General features: G+C 70.8%; 22 protein-coding genes and 2 riboswitches. Of the genes, 11 read left to right on the top strand and 11 right to left on the bottom strand.

The genetic code is table 11. From position 1 onward, the window contains the following. Positions 1 to 3 precede the first annotated feature (3 nt). Positions 4 to 408 (bottom strand): helix-turn-helix domain-containing protein, encoded by a 405-nt coding sequence (locus KBX26_RS31055; protein WP_210867039.1) that lies wholly within the window; start codon positions 406 to 408, stop codon positions 4 to 6. A gap of 86 nt (positions 409 to 494) precedes the next feature. On the opposite strand from KBX26_RS31055, the gene KBX26_RS31050 reads away from it, so the two are divergent. Together KBX26_RS31050 and KBX26_RS31045 are read left to right on the top strand one after the other, a co-directional pair. Next, positions 495 to 1,340: an NAD(P)H-binding protein gene (locus KBX26_RS31050; protein WP_210867038.1), complete on the top strand. Its 846-nt coding sequence runs from the start codon at positions 495 to 497 to the stop codon at positions 1,338 to 1,340. Between the two features lie 176 nt (positions 1,341 to 1,516). Continuing rightward, positions 1,517 to 1,978, top strand: a complete 462-nt coding sequence (locus KBX26_RS31045; protein WP_210857550.1) for a GNAT family N-acetyltransferase — start codon at positions 1,517 to 1,519, stop codon at positions 1,976 to 1,978. 5 nt (positions 1,979 to 1,983) lie between these two features. Here the strand turns inward: KBX26_RS31045 and KBX26_RS31040 are convergent, their stop codons facing one another. After that, positions 1,984 to 2,682 (bottom strand): TetR/AcrR family transcriptional regulator, encoded by a 699-nt coding sequence (locus KBX26_RS31040; RefSeq protein WP_030336321.1) that lies wholly within the window; start codon positions 2,680 to 2,682, stop codon positions 1,984 to 1,986. 181 nt (positions 2,683 to 2,863) lie between these two features. Between KBX26_RS31040 and KBX26_RS31035 the strand changes: the two genes are divergently transcribed. The 3 genes from KBX26_RS31035 to KBX26_RS31025 are packed head-to-tail and all read left to right on the top strand — an operon-like array spanning position 2,864 to position 4,349. Continuing rightward, positions 2,864 to 3,811 carry an ion transporter gene (locus KBX26_RS31035; protein ID WP_210867037.1) on the top strand — a complete coding sequence of 316 codons (948 nt, stop codon included), beginning with the start codon at positions 2,864 to 2,866 and terminating at the stop codon, positions 3,809 to 3,811. A gap of 37 nt (positions 3,812 to 3,848) precedes the next feature. After that, positions 3,849 to 3,986 carry a hypothetical protein gene (locus KBX26_RS31030; RefSeq protein ID WP_210867036.1) on the top strand — a complete coding sequence of 46 codons (138 nt, stop codon included), beginning with the start codon at positions 3,849 to 3,851 and terminating at the stop codon, positions 3,984 to 3,986. Positions 3,987 to 4,004: 18 nt separating this feature from the next. After that, positions 4,005 to 4,349, top strand: a complete 345-nt coding sequence (locus KBX26_RS31025; RefSeq protein ID WP_210857553.1) for a TraR/DksA C4-type zinc finger protein — start codon at positions 4,005 to 4,007, stop codon at positions 4,347 to 4,349. A gap of 11 nt (positions 4,350 to 4,360) precedes the next feature. Here KBX26_RS31025 and eno read toward each other — a convergent pair whose 3' ends face one another. After that, positions 4,361 to 5,626 (bottom strand): phosphopyruvate hydratase, encoded by a 1,266-nt coding sequence (gene eno, locus KBX26_RS31020; protein ID WP_210857554.1) that lies wholly within the window; start codon positions 5,624 to 5,626, stop codon positions 4,361 to 4,363. Between the two features lie 118 nt (positions 5,627 to 5,744). Between eno and KBX26_RS31015 the strand changes: the two genes are divergently transcribed. Continuing rightward, entirely contained in the window at positions 5,745 to 6,659 is a 915-nt protein-coding gene (locus tag KBX26_RS31015) for a MerR family transcriptional regulator (RefSeq protein WP_210857555.1), read from the top strand. Here the strand turns inward: KBX26_RS31015 and KBX26_RS31010 are convergent. Beyond that, entirely contained in the window at positions 6,656 to 7,651 is a 996-nt protein-coding gene (locus KBX26_RS31010) for a ribonucleotide-diphosphate reductase subunit beta (RefSeq protein ID WP_210867035.1), read from the bottom strand. The two genes, KBX26_RS31015 and KBX26_RS31010, sit on opposite strands and share 4 nt — an antisense overlap. A gap of 41 nt (positions 7,652 to 7,692) precedes the next feature. After that, the gene (locus KBX26_RS31005) at positions 7,693 to 10,011 is read right to left on the bottom strand and encodes a ribonucleoside-diphosphate reductase subunit alpha (protein WP_247681280.1); all 2,319 of its coding nucleotides are present in this window, start codon (positions 10,009 to 10,011) and stop codon (positions 7,693 to 7,695) included. A gap of 192 nt (positions 10,012 to 10,203) precedes the next feature. Beyond that, positions 10,204 to 10,421, bottom strand: a riboswitch (cobalamin riboswitch). Between the two features lie 287 nt (positions 10,422 to 10,708). Between KBX26_RS31005 and KBX26_RS31000 the strand changes: the two genes are divergently transcribed. Beyond that, the gene (locus tag KBX26_RS31000; protein WP_030336307.1) at positions 10,709 to 12,103 is read left to right on the top strand and encodes an enolase C-terminal domain-like protein; all 1,395 of its coding nucleotides are present in this window, start codon (positions 10,709 to 10,711) and stop codon (positions 12,101 to 12,103) included. A gap of 7 nt (positions 12,104 to 12,110) precedes the next feature. Further along, entirely contained in the window at positions 12,111 to 12,833 is a 723-nt protein-coding gene (locus KBX26_RS30995; protein WP_030336306.1) for a FadR/GntR family transcriptional regulator, read from the top strand. A 4-nt stretch (positions 12,834 to 12,837) separates the two neighbouring features. On the opposite strand, the gene KBX26_RS30990 is transcribed toward KBX26_RS30995, so the two are convergent. The 5 genes from KBX26_RS30990 to KBX26_RS30970 form a co-directional block, all read right to left on the bottom strand. After that, positions 12,838 to 13,857, bottom strand: a complete 1,020-nt coding sequence (locus KBX26_RS30990) for an aldo/keto reductase (protein WP_167337340.1) — start codon at positions 13,855 to 13,857, stop codon at positions 12,838 to 12,840. Beyond that, a complete protein-coding gene (locus tag KBX26_RS30985) occupies positions 13,854 to 14,672 on the bottom strand; it encodes an ATP-binding cassette domain-containing protein (protein WP_247681274.1) in 819 nt (272 codons plus the stop codon). The genes KBX26_RS30990 and KBX26_RS30985 overlap by 4 nt, the downstream gene beginning before the upstream one ends. After that, entirely contained in the window at positions 14,672 to 15,724 is a 1,053-nt protein-coding gene (locus tag KBX26_RS30980) for an ABC transporter substrate-binding protein (protein ID WP_081884008.1), read from the bottom strand. The genes KBX26_RS30985 and KBX26_RS30980 overlap by 1 nt, the downstream gene beginning before the upstream one ends. Positions 15,725 to 15,764: 40 nt before the next feature. After that, positions 15,765 to 16,772 carry an ABC transporter permease gene (locus tag KBX26_RS30975; protein ID WP_030336298.1) on the bottom strand — a complete coding sequence of 336 codons (1,008 nt, stop codon included), beginning with the start codon at positions 16,770 to 16,772 and terminating at the stop codon, positions 15,765 to 15,767. 319 nt (positions 16,773 to 17,091) lie between these two features. Beyond that, positions 17,092 to 17,970, bottom strand: a complete 879-nt coding sequence (locus tag KBX26_RS30970) for an amidohydrolase (protein WP_210867034.1) — start codon at positions 17,968 to 17,970, stop codon at positions 17,092 to 17,094. Positions 17,971 to 18,288: 318 nt separating this feature from the next. After that, a riboswitch (cobalamin riboswitch) is annotated at positions 18,289 to 18,361 on the top strand. A 58-nt stretch (positions 18,362 to 18,419) separates the two neighbouring features. Here KBX26_RS30970 and KBX26_RS30965 point away from each other — a divergent pair. The 3 genes from KBX26_RS30965 to KBX26_RS30955 are packed head-to-tail and all read left to right on the top strand — an operon-like array spanning position 18,420 to position 19,968. Beyond that, a complete protein-coding gene (locus KBX26_RS30965) occupies positions 18,420 to 18,623 on the top strand; it encodes a CbtB domain-containing protein (protein WP_030336294.1) in 204 nt (67 codons plus the stop codon). After that, positions 18,614 to 19,384 (top strand): CbtA family protein, encoded by a 771-nt coding sequence (locus KBX26_RS30960; RefSeq protein ID WP_210867033.1) that lies wholly within the window; start codon positions 18,614 to 18,616, stop codon positions 19,382 to 19,384. The genes KBX26_RS30965 and KBX26_RS30960 overlap by 10 nt, the downstream gene beginning before the upstream one ends. Beyond that, positions 19,381 to 19,968 (top strand): histidine phosphatase family protein, encoded by a 588-nt coding sequence (locus KBX26_RS30955; RefSeq protein WP_210867032.1) that lies wholly within the window; start codon positions 19,381 to 19,383, stop codon positions 19,966 to 19,968. The genes KBX26_RS30960 and KBX26_RS30955 overlap by 4 nt, the downstream gene beginning before the upstream one ends. Before the next feature lie 79 nt (positions 19,969 to 20,047). Here KBX26_RS30955 and KBX26_RS30950 read toward each other — a convergent pair whose 3' ends face one another. After that, entirely contained in the window at positions 20,048 to 20,194 is a 147-nt protein-coding gene (locus KBX26_RS30950) for a hypothetical protein (RefSeq protein ID WP_247681273.1), read from the bottom strand. Positions 20,195 to 20,483 lie beyond the last annotated feature (289 nt).

Here is a 20,483-nt window from a genome sequence, read left to right as displayed (position 1 = left end):
GAGTCAGCCTCGGTCGCGGTCGTTTCTGTCGCGGGCGGTCAGCAACTCGGGCACCGAGGCCTCCAGCAGGTCGGCGAGGCCACGAAGTTGCTCGGCGACCCGGGCACCGAGGGGGGTCAACGAGTATTCGACCCGCGGTGGGATCGCGGTGAGCACCTCGCGGGTGAGCATTCCGTCGCGTTCGAGGGTCTGCAGGGTCTGGGAGAGCATCCGCTCGCTGACCCCGTCGATGCGTCGCCGCAGCGCGTTGAACCGGTAGCGGCCCTCGCCGAGCGCCAACAGGGCCAGCGAGGCCCACTTCGAGGTGACGTCCTCGAAGGCGGCACGGGAGGTGCAGCCCCGCGCGAAGACATCGCTGACGAATTCCTGGGTAGGCCCCGCCGGGTCCTGGGCCGGCCTGTCGCTCACCTCACCAGCCTAACCTACGCTTACCTATGGTAAGTGCTATAGATTAGTAAGTGCTTGCAGGTAAGCCACCAGCCTCGGAGGTTCGCATGCCCACCTACGCCGTCACCGGCGCCACCGGCCGACTGGGCCGCCTGGTGATCGAGCAACTGCTCGACAGCGGCGTACCCGCCGCCGAGATCGCCGCCATCGTCCGCAGCCCGGAGAAGGCCGCCGCTCTGGCCGCGCGGGGCGTCGAGATCCGCACTGCCAACTACGACGACCCGTCGACGCTGCCCGGCGTACGCCGTCTGCTGCTCATCTCCGGCGACGCTCCCGGTCAGCGCGTCGCGCAGCACACGGCGGTCATCGACGCGGCCAAGCTCGCCGGTGTGGAGCGTCTCGTCTACACCAGCATCCTGAAGGCCGACACCACAGCGAACCCGCTCGCCCCGGAGCACAAGGCCACCGAGGAGGTCCTCGCCGCGTCCGGGCTGACCTACACAGTGCTGCGCAACGGCTGGTACACCGAGAACTACACCGACCAGCTGCCGCAGTACCTGGGCTCCGGCACGATCCTCGGCGCCAGCGGCGGCAGCAAGATCTCCGCCGCGACCCGGGCCGACTACGCGGGGGCCGCCGTGGCGGCGCTGACCAGGGAGCAGGACGGCAACGCCGTCTACGAACTGGGCGGTGCCGCGTTCACGTTCGACGAACTGGCCGAGGCCGTCACCGAGGTGACCGGCACCACCGTCGTGCACCAGGACATGTCCGCGGCCGAGCTGGCCTCGGCCCTGGAGAACGTCGGCCTGGACGCCGGCACCGCCGGGTTCGTCGCCGCGCTCGACCAGTCGATCGCCGACGGCGAGTTGGCGACCGACAGCGACGACCTCAGCCGGCTACTCGGCCGGCCGAGCACTCCGCTGCGCGACGCCATCCGGGCCGCGCGGGGCTGACGGGGTTCAGCAGCGAGGAGGGCGGCGGGGTCCGGTCGCCGCCGCCACCCGGGCAGCTGCTGCCCGGGTATCCTCGGCGGCATGCTCAGGCACGTCAATGACCGGGTCCGCCGGCACGCCGGGCCGCCACGCCGGGATCCCGCGCTGTCCAACCTGGACCGTTGTGGGTCGGTCCGGTGAGCGGCGACGTCGTCGTCCGCGCCGCCGTCGAGCAGGACGACCCCGAGCGGGTCTTCGACGTGCTGTGGCAGCTCGCCCCCGGCGACCCGCGGCCGGACTCCTCCCGGCTGGCCAGCGCCTGGCGCGACCTGCACGCGCAGGCTGGCCGCCGCCTCCTGCTGGCCGTCGCCGGGGACACCTTCGTGGGGACCCTGGACACCCTCGTCGCCCCCAACCTCACCCACGGCGCGCGACCGTACATGGTGGTGGAGAACGTGGTGGTCGCGCCCGGATGGCGCCGTCGTGGCGTCGCCCGGGCCCTCGTGCTGGCGGCGCTCGACGACGCGACGGCGGCCGGCTGCTACAAGGTCCAACTGGTGTCGAACGCCGCGCGCACCGACGCCCACCAGTTCTACGCGTCCGTCGGTTTCACGCAGTCCGCCCTCGGCTACCGCCGGTACCTCACCACCGCTTCGTGACCCGGTCACCCCGCCTCGGTCGGCTCGGCGAGCAGCAGGCCGGTCAGCAGACCGCGCAGCGTCCGCTCGACGAGGTCCGCCCGGGGCGTCGGCCCGGAGGGCTGACCGAACGCCGCGACCAGGTGCGGGTACGCCGCCAGGTCCACCCCGGCGAAGCTGAACGCCCCGGCGGCGGACTCCTGACGGGCGAAGAGGCTGGCCACGCCGGTCATCATCGCGATGGCCTCGAACTTGGCGGCCACCGGGCAGCGCACGGGTTCCAGGACTTCGATGCAGTTGTCGAACCAGGCCAGGGTCTCCGGGCCGATGCCGGACGGCCGGTGGAACACGTCGAGCAACCACGGGTGGGCGCCGAACAGCGCCAACTGCCGGCGTCCCAACAGCACCATCGTCGCCAACCAGTCGCCCTCCACCCGCGGGTACGGGCGCAACTCCCGCACCGCCCGGTCGGTCATCAGGTCCAGCAGGTCGTCGCGGGACGACAGGTAGCGGTAGAGGGAGCCGGCGCCGGTGCCGAGCGCGGCGGCCACGGCGCGCATCGACACCGCGGCCAGCCCTTCGGCGTCGGCCAGCGCGATGGCGGCGGCGACGATGCTGTCCCGGCTGCGCGCCGGAGCGGGGCCACGGCTGCCCCGTTCGGGCCTGCTCCAGATCGGCTGCCGGTCGGGGTCGCCGTCGCCGACGCGCGGCGGTACGTCACTCACCGATCCACACTAAACGGCAACCGCCGTTCGCCAGTCGGGTCGTCGCCGCGAGGCGGCGTGGTCGACCACTGTCATTGATCTTGGCTAGGCTGGTGGGCATGCCCGCACACCATCGGCACCGCCATGACGACGGCCGGAGGTGGGCCACCTGCTCGGCGCGCCCGATCGAGCCGGCCACCTGGTGAGCGACGCACCCGTGCCCGCCCCACGGGGTGGACCGGCCACCCCACAGCGGCACCAGCCGGGTTGGGCCGACCATTGCGACCGACTCGCCCGGTCCCGCCCCTTCGAGATCGCCATCGTCGTGGTCATCCTCGCCAACGGCATCGTTCTCGGCCTGGAGACCTACGACAACCTGAGCCCGGCGGGCGCCGCGCTGCACTGGCTGGAGGTGCTCTTCCGGGCCGTCTTCGTCGTCGAGATCGCCATCCGGCTGGCCGCGTACGGCAAGCGCCCTCAGGACTTCTTCCGGCACGGCTGGAACGTCTTCGACTTCGTGGTGATCGCCGCGATCTTCATCCCGGGCCTGCACGGCGACCCGGCGCTGCTACGGGTCGTGCGGGTCGCCCGCATGGTCCGCCTGGTGCGGTTCTCGCCGGGCCTGCGGACCATCGTCTCCGCGCTGTGGCGAAGCCTGCCGGGTGTCACCGGGTTCCTCGCCCTGGCCGTGGTGACGCTCTACGTGTACGGCATGGCCGGCTGGCTGATCTTCGGCAACCGGTATCCGGAGGAGTACGGCGACATCGGCCGATCGCTGCTGACGTTGTTCGTGCTGTTGTCGCTGGAGACGCTTCCGGACCTCATCGAGCAGGGCATGGCGATCTCACCATGGACGCTGCTCTACTACGTCAGCTACGTGGTCATCACCGTCAACCTGCTGCTCAACATCCTCATCGCGGTCATCGTCAACTCGATGGAGGAGGCCCGCCGGTTGGAGATGACCGAGCGACTGGCGCCCGGGTACGACGAGGACGGCGACGGCGTACCGGACGAGGTGGACCGGATCGCGCTCACCCAACGGCTGGACGACCTGCGGGCGGTCATCACCGAATTGGAACGTGAGCTGCGCATCGACCGGGACGACGGGCACAGCCGACCGCACCGGGACAACGCCCGCACCGGACGGTGATCCGACGCTCGCGGCGGGTGGGTGGCATCCGGACGACGTGTCCGCCGGCTTCGACCGGGTGCGGGCTCTGCAAGACGCCATGGACCAGGGCCGCCAGCGCCGCCTCGTCCGGCTGGGTTTCCGGCCCGACGAGGCGGCGGCGCTCTCCGCGCTGCACACCCGCAACTTCGTGTAGCAGTACCGTGGAACGGCGATGACCAGTGACCCGCGTGAGGAACTGCAACGGCTGCGCGCGCAGACCGAGGCTCAGGCCACCGCCCTGGAGGGCGACCTGCGGAGCCTCTTCGAGGCGTCCCGGTCGTCCAACGCCGACGACGAACACGACCCCGAGGGCACCACGATCGCCTTCGAACGCGCGCAGCTCATCGCCGTCCTGGACGCCACCCGCCGACGCCTGGCCGAGCTGGACGTCGCGCTGCGACGGGTGGACGACGGCAGCTACGGGGTGTGCGAACGGTGTCTGCGTCCCATTCCCGCCGAGCGTCTCGCTGCCCGCCCGTCAGCGCGTACCTGTGTGGCGTGCGCCAGTCGACGGTAGTCGCACCGCCGTCAGCGGCCACCGGCGTAGCGGGCGCGGTCGCCGAGCTCCTCCTCGATGCGGATGAGCTGGTTGTACTTGGCAGTGCGGTCCGAGCGCGACAGGGAACCGGTCTTGATCTGCCCGCAACCGACGCCGACGGCCAGGTCGGCGATGGTGGTGTCCTCGGTCTCGCCGGAGCGGTGCGACATCACCACCCGGTACCCGGCCTTGTGGGCGGCGTCCACCGTCGCCAGGGTCTCGGTGAGCGTGCCGATCTGGTTGACCTTGACCAGGATCGCGTTGGCGTAACCGCCGTCGATCCCGTCGCGCAGCCGGTCGACGTCGGTGCAGAACACGTCGTCGCCGACCAACTGCACGCGCTCCCCCGCCGCCGCCGTCAGCCGCTGCCAGCCGGCGATGTCGTCCTCGGCCATCGGGTCCTCGACCGAGCTGATCGGGTACCGGGAGATCAGGTCCAGCAGGTAGTCGATGTGCTCGTCGACGGTGCGCTGACGTCCCTCGCCGACGTAGTCGTAGACGCCGTCGTGGAAGAACTCCGAGCTGGCCGGGTCGAGGCAGATCAGCACGTCGGATCCGGGCTGGTAACCGGTGTCCTCGATGGCGCGTAACACGAACCGCAGTGCCTCGTCGGCGTCCGTGACGTTCGGCGCGAAGCCACCCTCGTCGCCGACGTTGGTGTTGTGCCCGGCCGCGGCCAGGGACGCCCTGAGGGTGTGGAAGACCTCCGAGCCCATCCGCACCGCCTCGGCGAAGGTCCGCGCGCCGACCGGGGCGATCATGAACTCCTGGAAGTCGAGCGGATTGTCGGCGTGCGCGCCGCCGTTGATGATGTTCATCATCGGCACCGGCAGCAGGCGGGCTCCGACCCCACCGACGTAGCGGTAGAGCGGCTGCCGGTGGGCCGACGCCGCCGCCTTCGCGGTCGCCAGGGACACCGCCAGGATCGCGTTGGCGCCCAGTCGGCCCTTGTCCTTGGAACCGTCGAGGTCGATCATCGTCTCGTCGATCAGGGCCTGGTCCTCCGCGTCGAACCCGCGCACCGCGTCGGCGATCTCCCCGTTGACCGCGGCGACGGCCGCGCTCACCCCCTTGCCGTGAAAACGCGTCAGGTCCCCGTCGCGCCGCTCGACCGCCTCGTTGGCCCCCGTCGACGCGCCGGACGGAACGGCGGCCCGGCCGGTCGACCCGTCGGCGAGGACCACGTCGGCCTCCACCGTCGGGTTGCCCCTGCTGTCGAGGATCTGCCGACCCCGCACCCGACTGATTGCCGTCATCGCACACTCCCTGCTCAAGCTGCTGTTTCACCGCCAGACTGGCAGGAAACGGCGGCCCTGACACCGCGACGATGGACACGTTGACCCGTACCCCGGGGTGCGGGTTTAGGGTCGCGGGATGCGGGTGGGTGAGTTGGCACGACGGACCGGAACCACGGTCCGGGCACTGCGGTACTACGAGTCGGCCGGGCTGGTCGTGCCCCGGCGGTTGAGCAACGGCTACCGGGAGTACGACCCGATCGCGGTGCGGCTGGTCGCCCAGATCCGCGAGCTGATGGCGCTCGGCCTGACCGTCGAGGAGACCCGCCCGTTCGTCGAGTCGATCGCCGGTGGTGCCGACGACACCGACGTGTGCGCGGCGGCGGTGGCCACGTACCGCAGCACCATCACCAACCTGCAGGAACGGATCGGCAGGTTGACCGCCCAGCGCGACGCGTTGGACGCGCGCCTCGACGCCGCCGCGACCCAGGTCGTACCCGGCAGTCAGGTGGAGGGCGCCGACCCCACCGGGCTGGTCGGCGCCACGATGCCACAGCTGTCCTTCTACGGCACCGACGGCCGCCCGGTCGACCTTGGCGCGCTCGGCGCCGGACGCACCGTCATCTTCGTCTACCCGCTGACCGGGCGACCGGGCGTCGACCTGCCCAACGGGCTGTTGGAGATCCACGGCGCCCGGGGCAGCACCGAGCAGGCCGCCTGGTTCCGCGACCACCACGCGGAGCTGCGCGCCGCCGGCGCCGCCCGGGTGTACGGACTGTCCGCGCAGTCGACCGGCTACCAGCGGGAACTCGCGCACCGGCTGCGGCTGCCCTACCCGCTGATCCCCGACCCGAGGCTGACCCTGGCCGCCGCGCTGCGCCTGCCGACCCGTACCGCTGGCGACATGACACTCTACGAGCGGCTGACGTTGATCATTGCCGACGGCGTTGTCGAACACGTCTTCCACCCGATCCAGGACCCGGCGTCGCACCCCCTGCACGTGATGCGGTGGCTCACCAAGCGACGCCAGGCCCCCGGATCGGTTGCCGCCTAGAAGTCGTCGTCGAAGGCGACGGTGCCGCTCACCCCGACCTGGTACGCCGACACCCGCCGCTCGAAGAAGTTGGACAGCTCCTGCACGTCCTGCAACTCCATGAAGGCGAACGGGTTGCTCGACCCGTAGTGCGCCGGGATGCCGAGCTGGGCGAGGCGGCGGTCGGCGACGTGCTGGAGATACTCCCGCATGTCGGCCAGGGTCAGACCGGGCACGCCGCGACCCAACAGGTCCTCGGCGAACTGCACCTCACACTCGACGGCCTCGGTGAGCATCTGCCGGACCTGGTCGGCGAGGTCGTCGTCGAACAGGTCCGGCTCCTCGGCACGGACGGTGTCGACGACGTCGAACGCGAACGCCATGTGCATGGACTCGTCGCGGAACACCCAGTTGGTGCCGGAGGCGAGGCCGTGCAACAGGCCGCGCGAGCGCAGGAAGTAGACGTAGGCGAACGCGCCGTAGAAGAACAACCCTTCGATGCAGGCGGCGAAGCAGATCAGGTTCAGCAGGAACGTCCGCCGGTCGTCGCGGGTCCGCAGCTCCCGCAGGTCGCCCAGCGAGTCGATCCAGCGGAAGCAGAACTCGGCCTTGCGCCGGATCGAGGGGATGTTCTCGATCGCCGCGAAGGCCTCGAAACGTTCGGTCTCGTCGGGCACGTACGTGTCGAGCAGGTTGAGGTAGAACTGGACGTGCACCGCCTCCTCGAACAGCTGCCGGGACAGGTAGAGGCGGCCCTCGGGGCTGTTGACGTGCTGGTAGAGGTTGAGCACCAGGTTGTTGGCGACGATCGTGTCGCCGGTGGCGAAGAACGCCACCAGGCGGCTGACCAGGTGCCGTTCGGCCGGCGACAGTTTGTCCAGGTCGGCGAGGTCGGCGTGCAGGTCGACCTCCTCCACGGTCCAGGTGTTGCGGATGGCGTCGCGGAACCGGTCGAAGAAGTGCGGGTAGCGCATCGGGCGCAGGGTGAGGTCCATCCCGGGGTCGAGCAGCATGTGCGTGGTCCTCGTATCGGTGGTGGTGGCGTCGGCGGGGTTCACTGGCAGGCCTCGCACGACTCGGGGTTCTCCAGCGAGCAGGCCAACGCCTCCGCGTCGACGGCGACGGGCGAGACAGCGCCGACGGTGGCCTGCTGGATCCGGGTGGCGGGGCGCGAGCGCAGGTAGTACGTGGTCTTCAGGCCGGCCTTCCAGGCGTACAGGTACATCGAGGAGAGCTTGCCGATGGTCGGTGCGGCCAGAAACAGGTTCAGCGACTGGGACTGGTCGATGAACGGGGCGCGGGCGGCGGCCAGGTCGATCAACGCCCGCTGCGGCAGCTCCCACGCGGTGCGGAACAACTCCCGTACGCCAGCCGGCAGCTCGGCGATGTCCTGCACCGACCCCTCGGCCCGCTTGATCGCCGAACGGATCCGCTCGGTCCACAGACCGCGGGCCTTCAGCTCGCGTACCAGAGCGGTGTTGACCTGGAGGAACTCCCCCGACAGGGTTTCGCGCTTGAACAGGTTGGACACCTGCGGCTCGATGCACTCGTAGCACCCGGCGATCGAGGCGATGGTCGCGGTCGGCGCGACCGCCACCAGCAGTGAGTTACGCAGCCCGTGCGCCTCGACCCGCTCGCGCAGGGCATCCCAGCGGGCCGTCTGCGTACCCTCGACACCCCACAGGTCGGGCTGGAGCTGGCCCCGCGCGGCCCGGGTCTGCGGGTACGCCGGGTGCGCGCCGAAGTCGCGGGCCAGGTCGGCGGAGGTCTCCAGCGCGGTCAGGTACAGCTCCTCGCTGATCCGGGTGGACAGTTCCCGGGCGGCCGGCGAGTCGAAGGGCAGCCGCAGTGCGAAGAAGACGTCCTGCAGGCCCATCAGCCCGAGCCCGACCGGCCGCCAGCGGGGGTTGCTCGCCGCCGCCTGCGCGGTCGGGTAGTAGTTGATGTCGATGACCCGGTCGAGGAAGGTCACCGCGGTCCGCACCGTGGCGCGCAGCCGCTCCCAGTCGATGCCGCCGTCGCCGAGGTGGGCGGCGAGGTTCACCGAGCCCAGGTTGCACACGGCGGTCTCGGCGTCGCTGGACACCTCGACGATCTCGGTGCAGAGGTTGGACAGGTGCACCACGTTGCCCGGCTCGGCGGTCTGGTTGCACAGCCGGTTCGACGCGTCCTTGAAGGTCATCCAGCCGTTGCCGGTCTGGGCCAGGGTGCGCATCATCGTGCCGTACAGCTCCCGCGCCGGGACCTGCCGCACGTACCGGCCCTGCGCCTCGGCCTCCCGGTACGCGGCGTCGAACCGCTCCCCCCACAGGTCGGGCAGCTCGGGCACCTCGTGCGGGTCGAACAGCGACCACACCTCGTCGGCCTCGACCCGGCGCATGAACTCGTCCGGGATCCAGTTGGCCAGGTTCAGGTTGTGGGTGCGCCGGGCATCCTCGCCGGTGTTGTCCCGCAGGTGCAGGAACTCCTCGATGTCCGGGTGCCACGGCTCCAGGTAGACGCAGGCCGCGCCCTTGCGCCGGCCGCCCTGGTTGACCGCCGCCACGCTCGCGTCCAGGGTGCGCAGCCACGGCACGATCCCGTTGGACTGCCCGTTGGTGCCCCGGATCAGCGCGCCGCGGGAGCGGACCCGGGAGTACGCGATGCCGATGCCACCGGCGAACTTGGACAGGTTGGCGACCTGGGCGTACCGGGCGTAGATCGAGTCCAACTCGTCGAGCGGGGAGTCGACCAGGTAGCAGGAGGACATCTGGGTGTGCCGGGTCCCGGAGTTGAACAGGGTCGGTGAGCTGGGCAGGTAGGCCAGGCTGGACATCAGTCGGTAGAAGCCGACCGCCTCGTCCGCCGTACGGGACAGGCCGCAGGCCACCCGCAGCAGCCAGTACTGCGGGGTCTCCAGCACCAGTCGGCTGGTGGGGTGGCGCAGCAGGTACCTGTCGTACACGGTGCGCAGGCCGAAGTACTCGAACCGGCGGTCGCCGTCCGGGTCGACGGCGGCATCGAGGGTCGTGGCGTGTGCGGCGACGAACACGGCGGTGTCGTCACCGATCAGACCCTCGGCGTGGCTGACCCGGATCGCCGCGCTGAACGAGGTGATGCCCTGCCGGCGTACCTCCTTGTCGACGTAGCCGGCCAGCAGCCGCGCGGCAAGGCGGGAGTACTGCGGCTCCTCACCGATCATCTCAGCGGCGGTCTGGATGGAGAGCCGGTCCAGTTCGGCGGTGGTGGCGCCGTCGTAGAGGCCGCTGATGGTGCGGGTGGCCACCCGCATCGGGTCGACGTCGGTCAGGTCGTCGGCCCACCGCTCCACCGCCCGGACGATCTTGTTCACGTCCACGGGTTCGGTCGCGCCGTCGCGCTTGCGGACCCGCATGGGCGTCCGCCGCGCGGGCGTGTCGGCGCCGGCCGGGACTACCTGGGTGACTGTCACCACTCGCTCCTCGGAGTTCGAGACCTGGTGGCCCGGACGCGAGGAGACAGACACCGACGGACGCCACGCCGGCGCGGCGTGGGATCAGGTGGCGTCAGCCGTCCCACGCGGCCTCGGACCGCCGCGCACCCGGGTTCGGGTACGCGGCGCGCTGGCAGGTCTTCGGACTCGCGGGCACTACCGGGCTCGCCGGTCTCCTAGTGGCCGTCGCTTCCCAGGCCGATGGGTGGCCCAGTGCTGATGACGGCGGTCGTTCCCACTCACCGCTGCGGGACAGTCCCGGATTTCCACCGGGTTCCCTGTTGCCTCGACCGCGCCGGATGAGCGGCCGAACCAGCTGCGCTCGACACCATATATAGGGACGGAGCCGTTGTCACACCCCACATGTCGGTTTCGGGCGTGTCGGCGGCCAGCGCGGTGACCACCGTCACCACCCGGACCGCGCGCGCCACGCCGCAGGGCGCCGGCAACGGAGGCACCATTCTCCGCGCCGGTGTCGACAGTGGCCAGTGGGTCGACAGCCGACACAAACATCATATGTCTGGGTGTCCCTAGTGATCGACAACGTTGACGCGCTCAACGAGCCGTCCGTATACTCCCAGTGATCATCTGATCTTTAGCCTAGCCGGGCGAGGAGCGCATGCCGCAGATCACTGCCGTCACCGTCGAGGACGTCCGCTTCCCCACCTCCCTGACCGCTGACGGGTCAGACGCCATGAACAAGGACGGCGACTACTCGGCGGCCTACGTCGTGCTGCACACCGACGGCGTCGACGGCGCGGGCGCGCCGCTCGCGGGGCACGGGCTGACCTTCACCATCGGCCGTGGCAACGACATCGTCGCGGCGGCGGCGGTCCACCAGGCACAGCGCCTCGTGGGCCTGGACGTGGCGACGATGGCGGCGGACATGGGCGCTGTCTACCGCCTCCTGACCTCCGACTCGCAGCTGCGCTGGCTCGGCCCCGAGAAGGGCGTCGTCCACCTGTCGCTGGCGGCCGTGCTGAACGCGTCGTGGGACCTGGCCGCCCGGGTCGCCGACAAGCCACTGTGGCGACTGCTCGTCGACATGTCCCCCGAGCAACTCGTCGACATCGCGGACCTGCGCTACCTCTCCGACGCCCTGACCCGGGACGAGGCGCTGGCCATCCTGCGCGCCAAGGAGAGCACGAAGGCCGCCCGCCTCGCCGAACTCGACCGGACCGGCTACCCCGCCTACACCACCTCGGCGGGCTGGCTCGGCTACGGCGACGACAAGCTGCGCCGGCTGTGCCAGGAGGCGGTGGACAGCGGCTACGGCTACGTCAAGCTCAAGGTCGGCGCCAACCTCGACGACGACATCCGCCGCTGCGCGATCGCCCGGGAGATCCTCGGCCCGGACCGCAACCTGATGATCGACGCCAACCAGGTGTGGGATGTCGGCCAGGCCATCGAGTGGGTCAGCGCCCTCGCCCGGTTCAAGCCGCTCTGGATCGAGGAGCCGACCAGCCCCGACGACATCCTCGGCCACGCCGCCGTCCGCCGTGCCGTCGCTCCGATCGGCGTGGCCACCGGCGAGCACTGCCACAACCGGGTGATGTTCAAGCAGCTGTTCCAGGCCGAGGCCATCGATTTCTGCCAGCTCGACACCGGCAGGTTGGCCAGCATCAACGAGATCGTCGCCGTGCTGCTGCTCGCCGCGAAGTTCGACATCCCGGTGTGCCCCCACGCCGGCGGAGTCGGGCTGTGCGAGATGGTCCAACACGTCTCGGTGCTCGACTACGTGGCGATCTCGGGGGATCTCACCAACCGGGTCACCGAGTTCGTCGACCACCTGCACGAACACTTCACCGACCCGTGCATCATCCGTGACACCGGCTCGGGAAGCGGATACGTCCTGCCCAGCCAGCCCGGCTACTCCACCCGGATGCGTCAGGAGTCGGTCACGCTCTACCGGTTTCCCGACGGCCACTACTGGGCCGCGGCAGACCCGACTACCGTGTCATCTCCGGAGGCGTACGTGATCGCGGGTGGACAGGCCACCCCCGTCGGCCGCTAGGGGAAGCATGTCTCGCACAGACGAAGTGGTCAACGGCATCAAACGGATGATCCTCGAAGGGCAGTTCAGGCCCGGTGACCGGCTGCCCGTCGAGAAGGACCTCGCCGAGTCGCTCGGCGTCTCACGGGGCTCGCTGCGCGAGGGGATGTCCGCGCTGTCGATCCTCGGCATCGTCAACATCCGCCAGGGCGACGGCACCTACGTCACCAACCTCGACGCCCCGCAACTGCTGGCCCCGATGGGTTTCGTGGTCGACTTCCAGGGCCAGGGCGACCCGCGGCACATCCACACCGTCCGGCGACTGCTGGAGTGCGAGGCCGCCCGCTTGGCGGCCACCAGGATCACCGACGAGGCGTTGGCTCAGGCGGGGGACCTGCTCGACGAGGCGGCCCGGCTGGTCGGCCAGTCGCCGCAGGACCACGAGCGGATCATGGAGATCGACATCGCCTTCCACCGGATCATCGCGGTGCACGCCGAGAATCCGGTGCTCGTCGGCCTGATCGAGGCCTTCGCCGGGCGCACGATCCGCGGCCGGCTCTGGCGCAGCCTGCACGAGGAGGGCGCGGACCTGCGGACCCACGACGAACATGTGGCGATCCTGAAGGCCCTCGTGGCGCGCGACCCGGAGCGGGCCCGCACCCGGATGGCCAACCACCTGATCGGTGTGGAGGAGTCGTTGCAGGGGTTGCCCGACGACGCCGACGCGAACATCGAGACGGCCCGCTCGTGACCGCTCACGACTGCACGTCGAGCAGCCCTTCGTCGTACAGGGCCGCCCAGAGCTGATCGGGGACGTCGACGTCGGCTCGGCGCAGGGTCTCGGTCACCTGGGCCTCGTCACGCATGCCGACCACCGTCGACACCACGGCCGGGTGGCGACGGACGAACGCCAACGCCGCCTGGGGCAACGTGACGCCGTACGCCTGGCAGACCCGCGCTATCCGACGGGCCTGGTCGATCACCTCCGCCGGCGCCTGCCGGTAGTCGTAGACGGCGTCGGTCGGCGGCATGTCCCGGGCCAGCAACCCGGAGTTGTAGACCCCGGCGACCACCACATCGACGTGGCGTTCCTGCGCGGCGGGCAGCAGGTCGGTCAACGCGCCCTGCTCCAGCAGCGTGTACCGGCCGGCGCACATCACCACGTCCACGTCGGTCTCCGCCACGAACCGGGCCAGCATCGCGGACTGGTTCATGCCGGCACCGACGGCACCGATCACGCCCTGCTCGCGCAGCTCCACCAACGCCGGAACCGCCTTGTACGCGGCCTGCTTCCAGTGCTCGTCCGGATCATGCAGATACACCACGTCGATCCGGTCCAGGCCGGTGCGCCGAAGGCTCGCCTCCAACGAACGGCGCACGCCGTCGCGGCTGAAGTCCCAGACCCGGCGATGATCGGCCGGAACGTCGAAACCCTCCGGGTCCCGTCGGTGCGCCGCCTCCGGTGACGGCACGAGCAGCCGGCCGACCTTCGTCGACACCACGTACTCGTCGCGCGGGCGGGAGCGCAGGGCGGCACCCAACCGCCGCTCCGACAGGCCCAGCCCGTAGTGCGGCGCCGTGTCGAAGTACCGGATGCCGCCCGCCCAGGCGGTGTCCACTGCGGCGGCGAACTGCTCATCCGACGTCGCCCGGTACAGGTTGCCGCCCTGCGCGGCACCGAAGCCCAGCGGGCTCAGCCGCAGCGGCGACCCGCCGGCGGCCCAGCCCGCCCAACGGGTGCGACCGCGCGCACCCCGGCGCACGGCCGCCGTCACCGCTCACGCCGATCCACACTGGTGCTGCCGGTCATCGCCGCGACCAGGTCGTCGGTGGTGACCTCGTCGGCGCGCAGCTGGGCGGCCCGCTGACCGAGGCGCAGCACCTCGACACGGTCGGCGATGTCGAGCACCTGCGGCATGTTGTGGCTCACCAGCACCACCGACATGCCGGCGTCGCGGGCTCGCCGGACCACGTCGAGCACCCGCCCGGTCTGGACCACGCCCAGCGCCGCGGTGGGCTCGTCGAGGATGACCACGTTGGTCGCCCAGATGATGGCGCGGGCGACCGCCACGCACTGCCGCTGCCCACCGGAGAGCATGGCGATCGGGGTGGTCACCCGGGGAATCCGTACGCCCAGTTCGTCGAGGGCGGCGGCGGCACCCTGCCGCATGGCGCGCTTGTCCAGCAGGCCGAGCCGACCGAGCGGCCCGGAGCGCAGGATCTCCCGGCCGAGATACAGGTTGGCGGCCACGCTCAGGTCGTCGGCGACGGCGAGATCCTGGTAGACGGTCTCCACCCCGGCCCGGCGGGCATCGACCGGGGTGGAGAACCGGACGGGACGGCCGCCGATCAGGATCTCGCCCTCGTCCGGCGGATGCACACCGGACAGGGTCTTGATCAGGGTGCTCTTTCCGGCACCGTTGTCACCGATCAACGCGACGACCTCGCCCCGGCGGACGGTGAAGTCGGCCCCCCGCAACGCCTCGACGTGCCCGAACCGCTTGACGATGCCGCGGGCCTCGAGGACCGGCGGTTCCTCGTCGGTGGGTTGCTGGGCGTTGTCGGCGGTGGCCGTGGGAATGCCTCCCATCACTGCACCGGCGGGTTGGCGCAGCTGGGCTCGAGCACCGCCTTGATCTCCGCCGAGTCGATGTTCTCCTTGGTGACGAACGTGACGCCGGTGTCGGCCGACGCCAGCGGCGCCTTGTCCCGGAGGTGCTTGACCATCTTGTCGACGCCGAAGTAGCCCATCTTGAACGGGTTCTGCACGACCAGCGCCGAGATCTGGCCGTTGCGCACCCCGGCGATCTCGTCCGGGGCCGCGTCCCAGCCGATGATGACCACCTTGCCGGACTTGCCGGCCGCCTGGATGGCCTGCGCGGCGCCGAGCACGCTCGGCTCGTTGGCGGCGAAGACGCCAGCCAGTTTGGGGTTGGCGGTGAGGATGTTCTCGGTGACCCGGCGGGCCTCGTTGACGTCGCTCTTGCTCGGCTGCTGGCCGACCAGCTTCAGGTTGGGGTACTGGGCCAGGCCGGCCTTGAAGCCGTCGACCCGCTCGGTGTTGGTCTGCGACCCGGGCTGGAACTCGACGAGCGCCACCTCGTGGTTGCCGGGGCCGAGTTCGGTGGCGAGCAGCTTCGCCGCCTCGGTGGCCGACGCCCGGTTGTCGGTGGCGAAGAGGGGCACACTCGGCGGTTGCGGGCTGGTGCCGGAGTCGATCATGGTGACCGGGATGTTGGCGGCGAGCGCCTTGTCGGTCACCGGTGCCAGCGCGCTGGAGTCGGTCGCCGCGTAGACGATGCCGTCGACCTTCTTGGTGACGAAGTTCTGGATCAGGTTGACCTGGCCCTCGACGTCGGTCTCGGTGGTCACCCCGTCCCACTGGACGGTGACGTCCCCCGCGCGCTGCGCGGCGCACTCCGCGCCCGCCTTGACCGTGTTCCAGTAGTCGGCCCCGACCGCCTTGGGTACGACGGCGAGCTTCAACGGACCGCTCGCGTCCTTGGTCGCGCCGTCACCGCCGTCGCGGACCTCGACCCCGCCGCAGGCGCTGAGCAGAGCGGTCGCCGCGGCCACGGCCAGGATCGCCTGCGCGCGCAGGAGTGGTCCTCGCGTCCGCCGGCTGGTGGTGGTGTGTGCCATGGTGTGTGTCCTTCCTCGTTCGGACTCTCGAAATGGCATGTCAACCCCGTGATTCCAGCCGCCGGCGGCGGTACTGGTCGAAGTAGACGGCGGCCCAGATGATCAGACCGACGATCACCTGCTGGTAGTGGATGCTGATGTCGAGCAGGACGGCGCCGTTGCGGACCAGGGCGATGAGGAACGCGCCGATGATGGTCCCGACGATCCGGCCCTGCCCGCCGAACAGGCTGGCTCCGCCGATGACCGCGGCGGCGATGACGTCGAGCTCCAGCGAGATGCCGTAGTTGGGCTGGCCGGAGTTGACCCGGGACGCGGCGATCATGCCGCCCAGCCCGACCAGCACACCCGCCAGCACGTACACCCCGGTCAGCTGCCGCCCCACCCGGATGCCGGAGCGGCGGGCCGCCTCCAGATTGGAGCCCATCGCGTACGTGTACTGACCGAAGCGGGTCTGGGAGAGCAGGAAGGCGACCCCGACCGCGACCAGGATGGTGATCACCACGGCGAACGGAATCCCGAGGATCTCCCCGTTGCCGAGCAGTTGGAAGGATCGGGGCAGGCCGTAGACGCCGACCGCTCCGGTGATGATGAAGACGAGGCCGCGGCCCACGGACATCGTTCCCAACGTCGCGATGAACGGCGGGATCCGGGCCACCGTCACCAGCAGCCCGTTCAACAGCCCGGCCAGCGCGCCGACGCCGATCGCGACCGCCGTGGCCGCCCAGATCGAGAAGCCGAGGTCACGCACGACCATCGCGCCCACCACGCCGGCGAGCGCGGCGACCGACCCGACGGACAGGTCGATGCCCTTCGTGATGATGACCATCGTCTGGGCCGTGGCGATGATGGCGATCACCGCCGTCTGCGCCCCGATGTTGAAGAGGTTGTCAGCAGTCAGGAAGTAGGGGCTCGCGAAGGTCAGGGCGATGAACAGGACGACCAACGCGGTGGCGGCGGTGAACTCGGAGACGGCGTGGGAAATGCGTTCGCGAAACCAGTCGCTGAGCTCGCCGCGCTGCGTGCCGGCGGTTGCCTCGACGCTACTCATCGTCGGACCTGACCTCCCCAAGCGTGGCGCCAGCACCCGACGAGGACCCCGCCGACGAGCCGAACGCCTGTGAGCGACCAACCCGCTCAGCTGTCAGTGCGGCCAGGCGCCCGCACGACCTCAGAGATAGGTCGGATGTTTCCCACGATCAGGCGTTACCTTGCCACGCATTCACGTATGTTGCCAAGGTCTTACGGGCATGTTTTGCCATCGTTACCTGCACCACCGGAGGCATACATCAGACCACCGGAAATCGGCCGCCGCCGTTAGCATGTTATCGATAACACACTATGTCGCCAGCTCGGCGGCCACTGCCCGCTCAGGACGGGGGCAACCGGTACACCCGGGAGGCGGTCCACTGCCAGATCGCCGCCCGCTCGTCGTCGGACAGCGGGGCCAACAGGTCGCCGAGGACCGCGACCCAGCGGACGTACGAGGTGACGAGCAGGCACACCGGCCAGTCCGAGCCGAACATCAGCCGGTCCGGCCCGAACACGTCGAGCGCGTGCTCGACGGCGGGCCGCAGGTCGGCGGCCGTCCAGGAACCACCCTCCACCTCGGTCACCAGGCCGGAGAGCTTCGCCGTCGTGTTGGGCTCGGCCGCCAGCGCCCGCAGGTCGCGGCGCCAGTCACCGAGGTCGGCCCGCCCGAGCGAGGGCTTGCCGAGGTGGTCGAGGACGAACCGCACCTGCGGCAGGTCGCGGACGAGCCGGGTGGCCGCCGGCAGCTGGTGCGGACGCACCAGGAGGTCGAACGCGAGACCGGCGGCACCGACCGCGGCGACACCCCGCCGCACCTCGGGACGGTCGAGATAGATCGGGTCGGGTTCGGACTGGACCAGGTGGCGGATGCCGACCAGCCGTTCACCGCCGCGCGCCCGGCGTAGCCGGTCGAGGCGACGACCGACGTCGGCAGCGGTGAGGTCGACCCAGCCGACGACCCCGGCGACGAGGGGGTCGTCGGCCGCGATGCCGAGCAGCTCGGGAGTCTCCGACCGGACGGCGACGGACTGCACGACCACTGTCTGCGTCACCCCGGCGGCCCGAGCCGCCGGGGCGAGTTCGACCGGCGTGAAGTCGCCGTCGATAGCGGCCATGGTGTGCGGATCGATCCACTGCTGCGGGTGCCGCGCCCGGACCCAGAGGCGGTGGTGCGCGTCGACGATGCCGGGTTGTCGCGCGAGCCCGCCCGTCGTCATCGGACCCGTCCCGGCGCCGTCACGTCCACCCCACACCCCGCCCCAGCCACTGATCGAACCCCACCGGGTCAACCCGGAGACACCACCGATCTGGCAGGTTGACCATGTTAGCGGTAACAGACTGTTCATAGATGGCGGAACGCGCGGCGCGGCCGGCTACCGACACTGTCGTCTTTTGGTCTGACGAATCCCGCTGCCCGCCGCTACCTCTCGGACCCATCGACACCACGGTGGGCGGACGTCGTCGGTGCCCGGGGTCCGGGTTGACCGTCCGAGGCCGCACCGATACCGTCGAGCCACTATCTGCGGCGACGCGAGGGAAGCCGGTGTGAATCCGGCGCGGTCGCGCCACTGTGAGCGGTTCCCCGACGGGGGCCGCGAGCCAGGACGCTCGGTCGTCCGCAGCCTTGCGATGGGGACGCGTCATCCCCGGGGAGGTTCGTGTATTCATGTCCAGCTCCGCGTCCAGCCAGCCGGTGGTGCACCCCGCCGGCAGTACCCGTCTGCTGTGGACGGCCCTGGCAACCGTTGTCGTGCTCGCCCTGCTGACCTACCTCGTCGCCTTCGACCAGGGAGCGGTGTCGCGCAGCGGGACGTACCTGCACGAGCTGATGCACGACGGCCGGCACCTGCTGGGCGTCCCGTGCCACTGACCCCCACCACCACTCCCCCGTTCCTCGCCGTCCTCGTCCGCGGGCTGCTCGCCGGTCTGATCGCCGGCCTGCTCGCCGGGGGGTTCGCGTACGTGGCCGGCGAGCCACACGTCGAGGCGGCCATCGCGATCGAGGAGGCCGCGACGCACGCCGAGCCCGCGGCGGGTGCCCACGATCACGGGGAAGCCCTGGTCAGCCGGACGGGTCAGCGCGGCGGTCTGTTCCTGGCCACCGGCCTGTTCGGGGCCGCGATGGGTGGCCTGCTGGCCACGGCGTACGTTCTGCTGTCCCGTCGGCGGCGCGCCGAGGACGACGGGCGGTCGGGTCTGCTGCTGGCCGGCGCGGCGCTGCTCGGTGTGGTGATCGTGCCGTTCCTCAAGTACCCGGCGAACCCACCGGCGGTCGGCGACCCGGCCACCATCAACCAACGGACCGTCACCTACCTGTTGATGGTGGTGCTCGGCCTGGTGGCCGTGTGGGCCGGCTCGCTGGGCTACCGGTCGGTCGGCGCGCAGGCCCCGCCGTGGCTGCGCGCCGCTGCGGCAGTGGGGGGATTCCTGCTGGTCACGGCAGTGGCGTACGTGGTGATGCCGTCCTTCGAGGAGGTTCCGTCGACCTTCCCCGCGACCCTGCTGTGGAACTTCCGGTTGGCCTCGCTCGGCACCCAGGTCGTGCTCTGGACCGGCATCGGCCTGCTCTTCGCGGCCCTGATGCACCACGAGCGGCGTCGCCGGGCCGCCACCGCGCTGCCGGGCACGTGAGGGCGACCAGCCTTCGGCTGGTCGCCCACGGTCACACCGCCGCGCTGCGCCGCGCCCGCTTCGGCGGCGCCGACGACGGCCTGGACGAGGGCGGCCTGCGGGCCGCTCTCGCCCAGGTCGGCCCGGAGCGGCGTGGGCACCTCGGCGTGACCGACACCTGCCTGTCCAGCCCGGCGGCGGCGGCCCGGCAGACCGCCGACGCCCTCGGTCTGCTGCCGACGATCGAGGCGGCGTTGGCCGACTGTGACTACGGCGACTGGTCCGGCCGTTCGCTCGAGGAGATCGCCGGCACGCGGCAGCGGGCGCTGCGCGACTGGCTGTCCGCACCGGACAGCGCGCCGCACGGCGGCGAGTCCGTCACGGCGGTGCGGGACCGGGTCGGTCGTTGGCTGGACGGGCAGCGCGACGTCGGTCGACGCATCGTCGCCGTCACCCACCCGCTGGTGATCCGGGTCGCGGTGGTGCACGCCCTCGGCCTGCCGACGGCCGCCTACCGGCAGGTGGACGTGGAGCCGCTGGCGATCGTCCGGCTCACCAGCCAGGGCACCCGCTGGCAACTCCGACTGGCCGCGCCGGCAGCGTGAGCCGACGGCAACCGCGCGGGCCGTGCCCACCAGAAGGTGGACACGGCCTGCGGGGGTCAGTCGACTGTCAGCCAACTGTTTACTGGTGCCGGCGCGGCAGGTGCAGTTCGACCGGCTCGGGCGGAAGATCGTCGACACCGGCGGCGACGGCCTGTTCGTGGCGGCGACGCGCCGACGGCAGAGCGAGTGCCGCGAAGACGGCCAGGACGGCGACGCCCGCGCACACCCAGAAGCGTTGGACATCGCGGCGAACGCCAGGCCGATGCCCGCGCCGGTGAGCACCATGGAGAGCAGCACCTGCCAGCCAAGGGCACCGGGTAACCGGCCGTCGCGACGTACGCCATCACCTCCGCCTCCGGGGCGGTCTCCCCGCCCCGGCGGTAGCGGCGCAGCACCCGCGACTCGTCGAGCCCGAAGACATCGGCGTCGCGTTCCGAGGCGAGCAGCGCGTGATCGACCATGACAGACGACGCTGACAGTGGGGTGGGGGGGGGCGGGTTGACCGCCCCCCCCCC

This window comes from Micromonospora sp. C97 (assembly GCF_018070385.1).
Classification (GTDB): domain Bacteria; phylum Actinomycetota; class Actinomycetes; order Mycobacteriales; family Micromonosporaceae; genus Micromonospora; species Micromonospora parva.
Note: the sequence above shows the minus strand (reverse complement) of the source record. Positions and strands in the feature narration are given on the sequence as shown.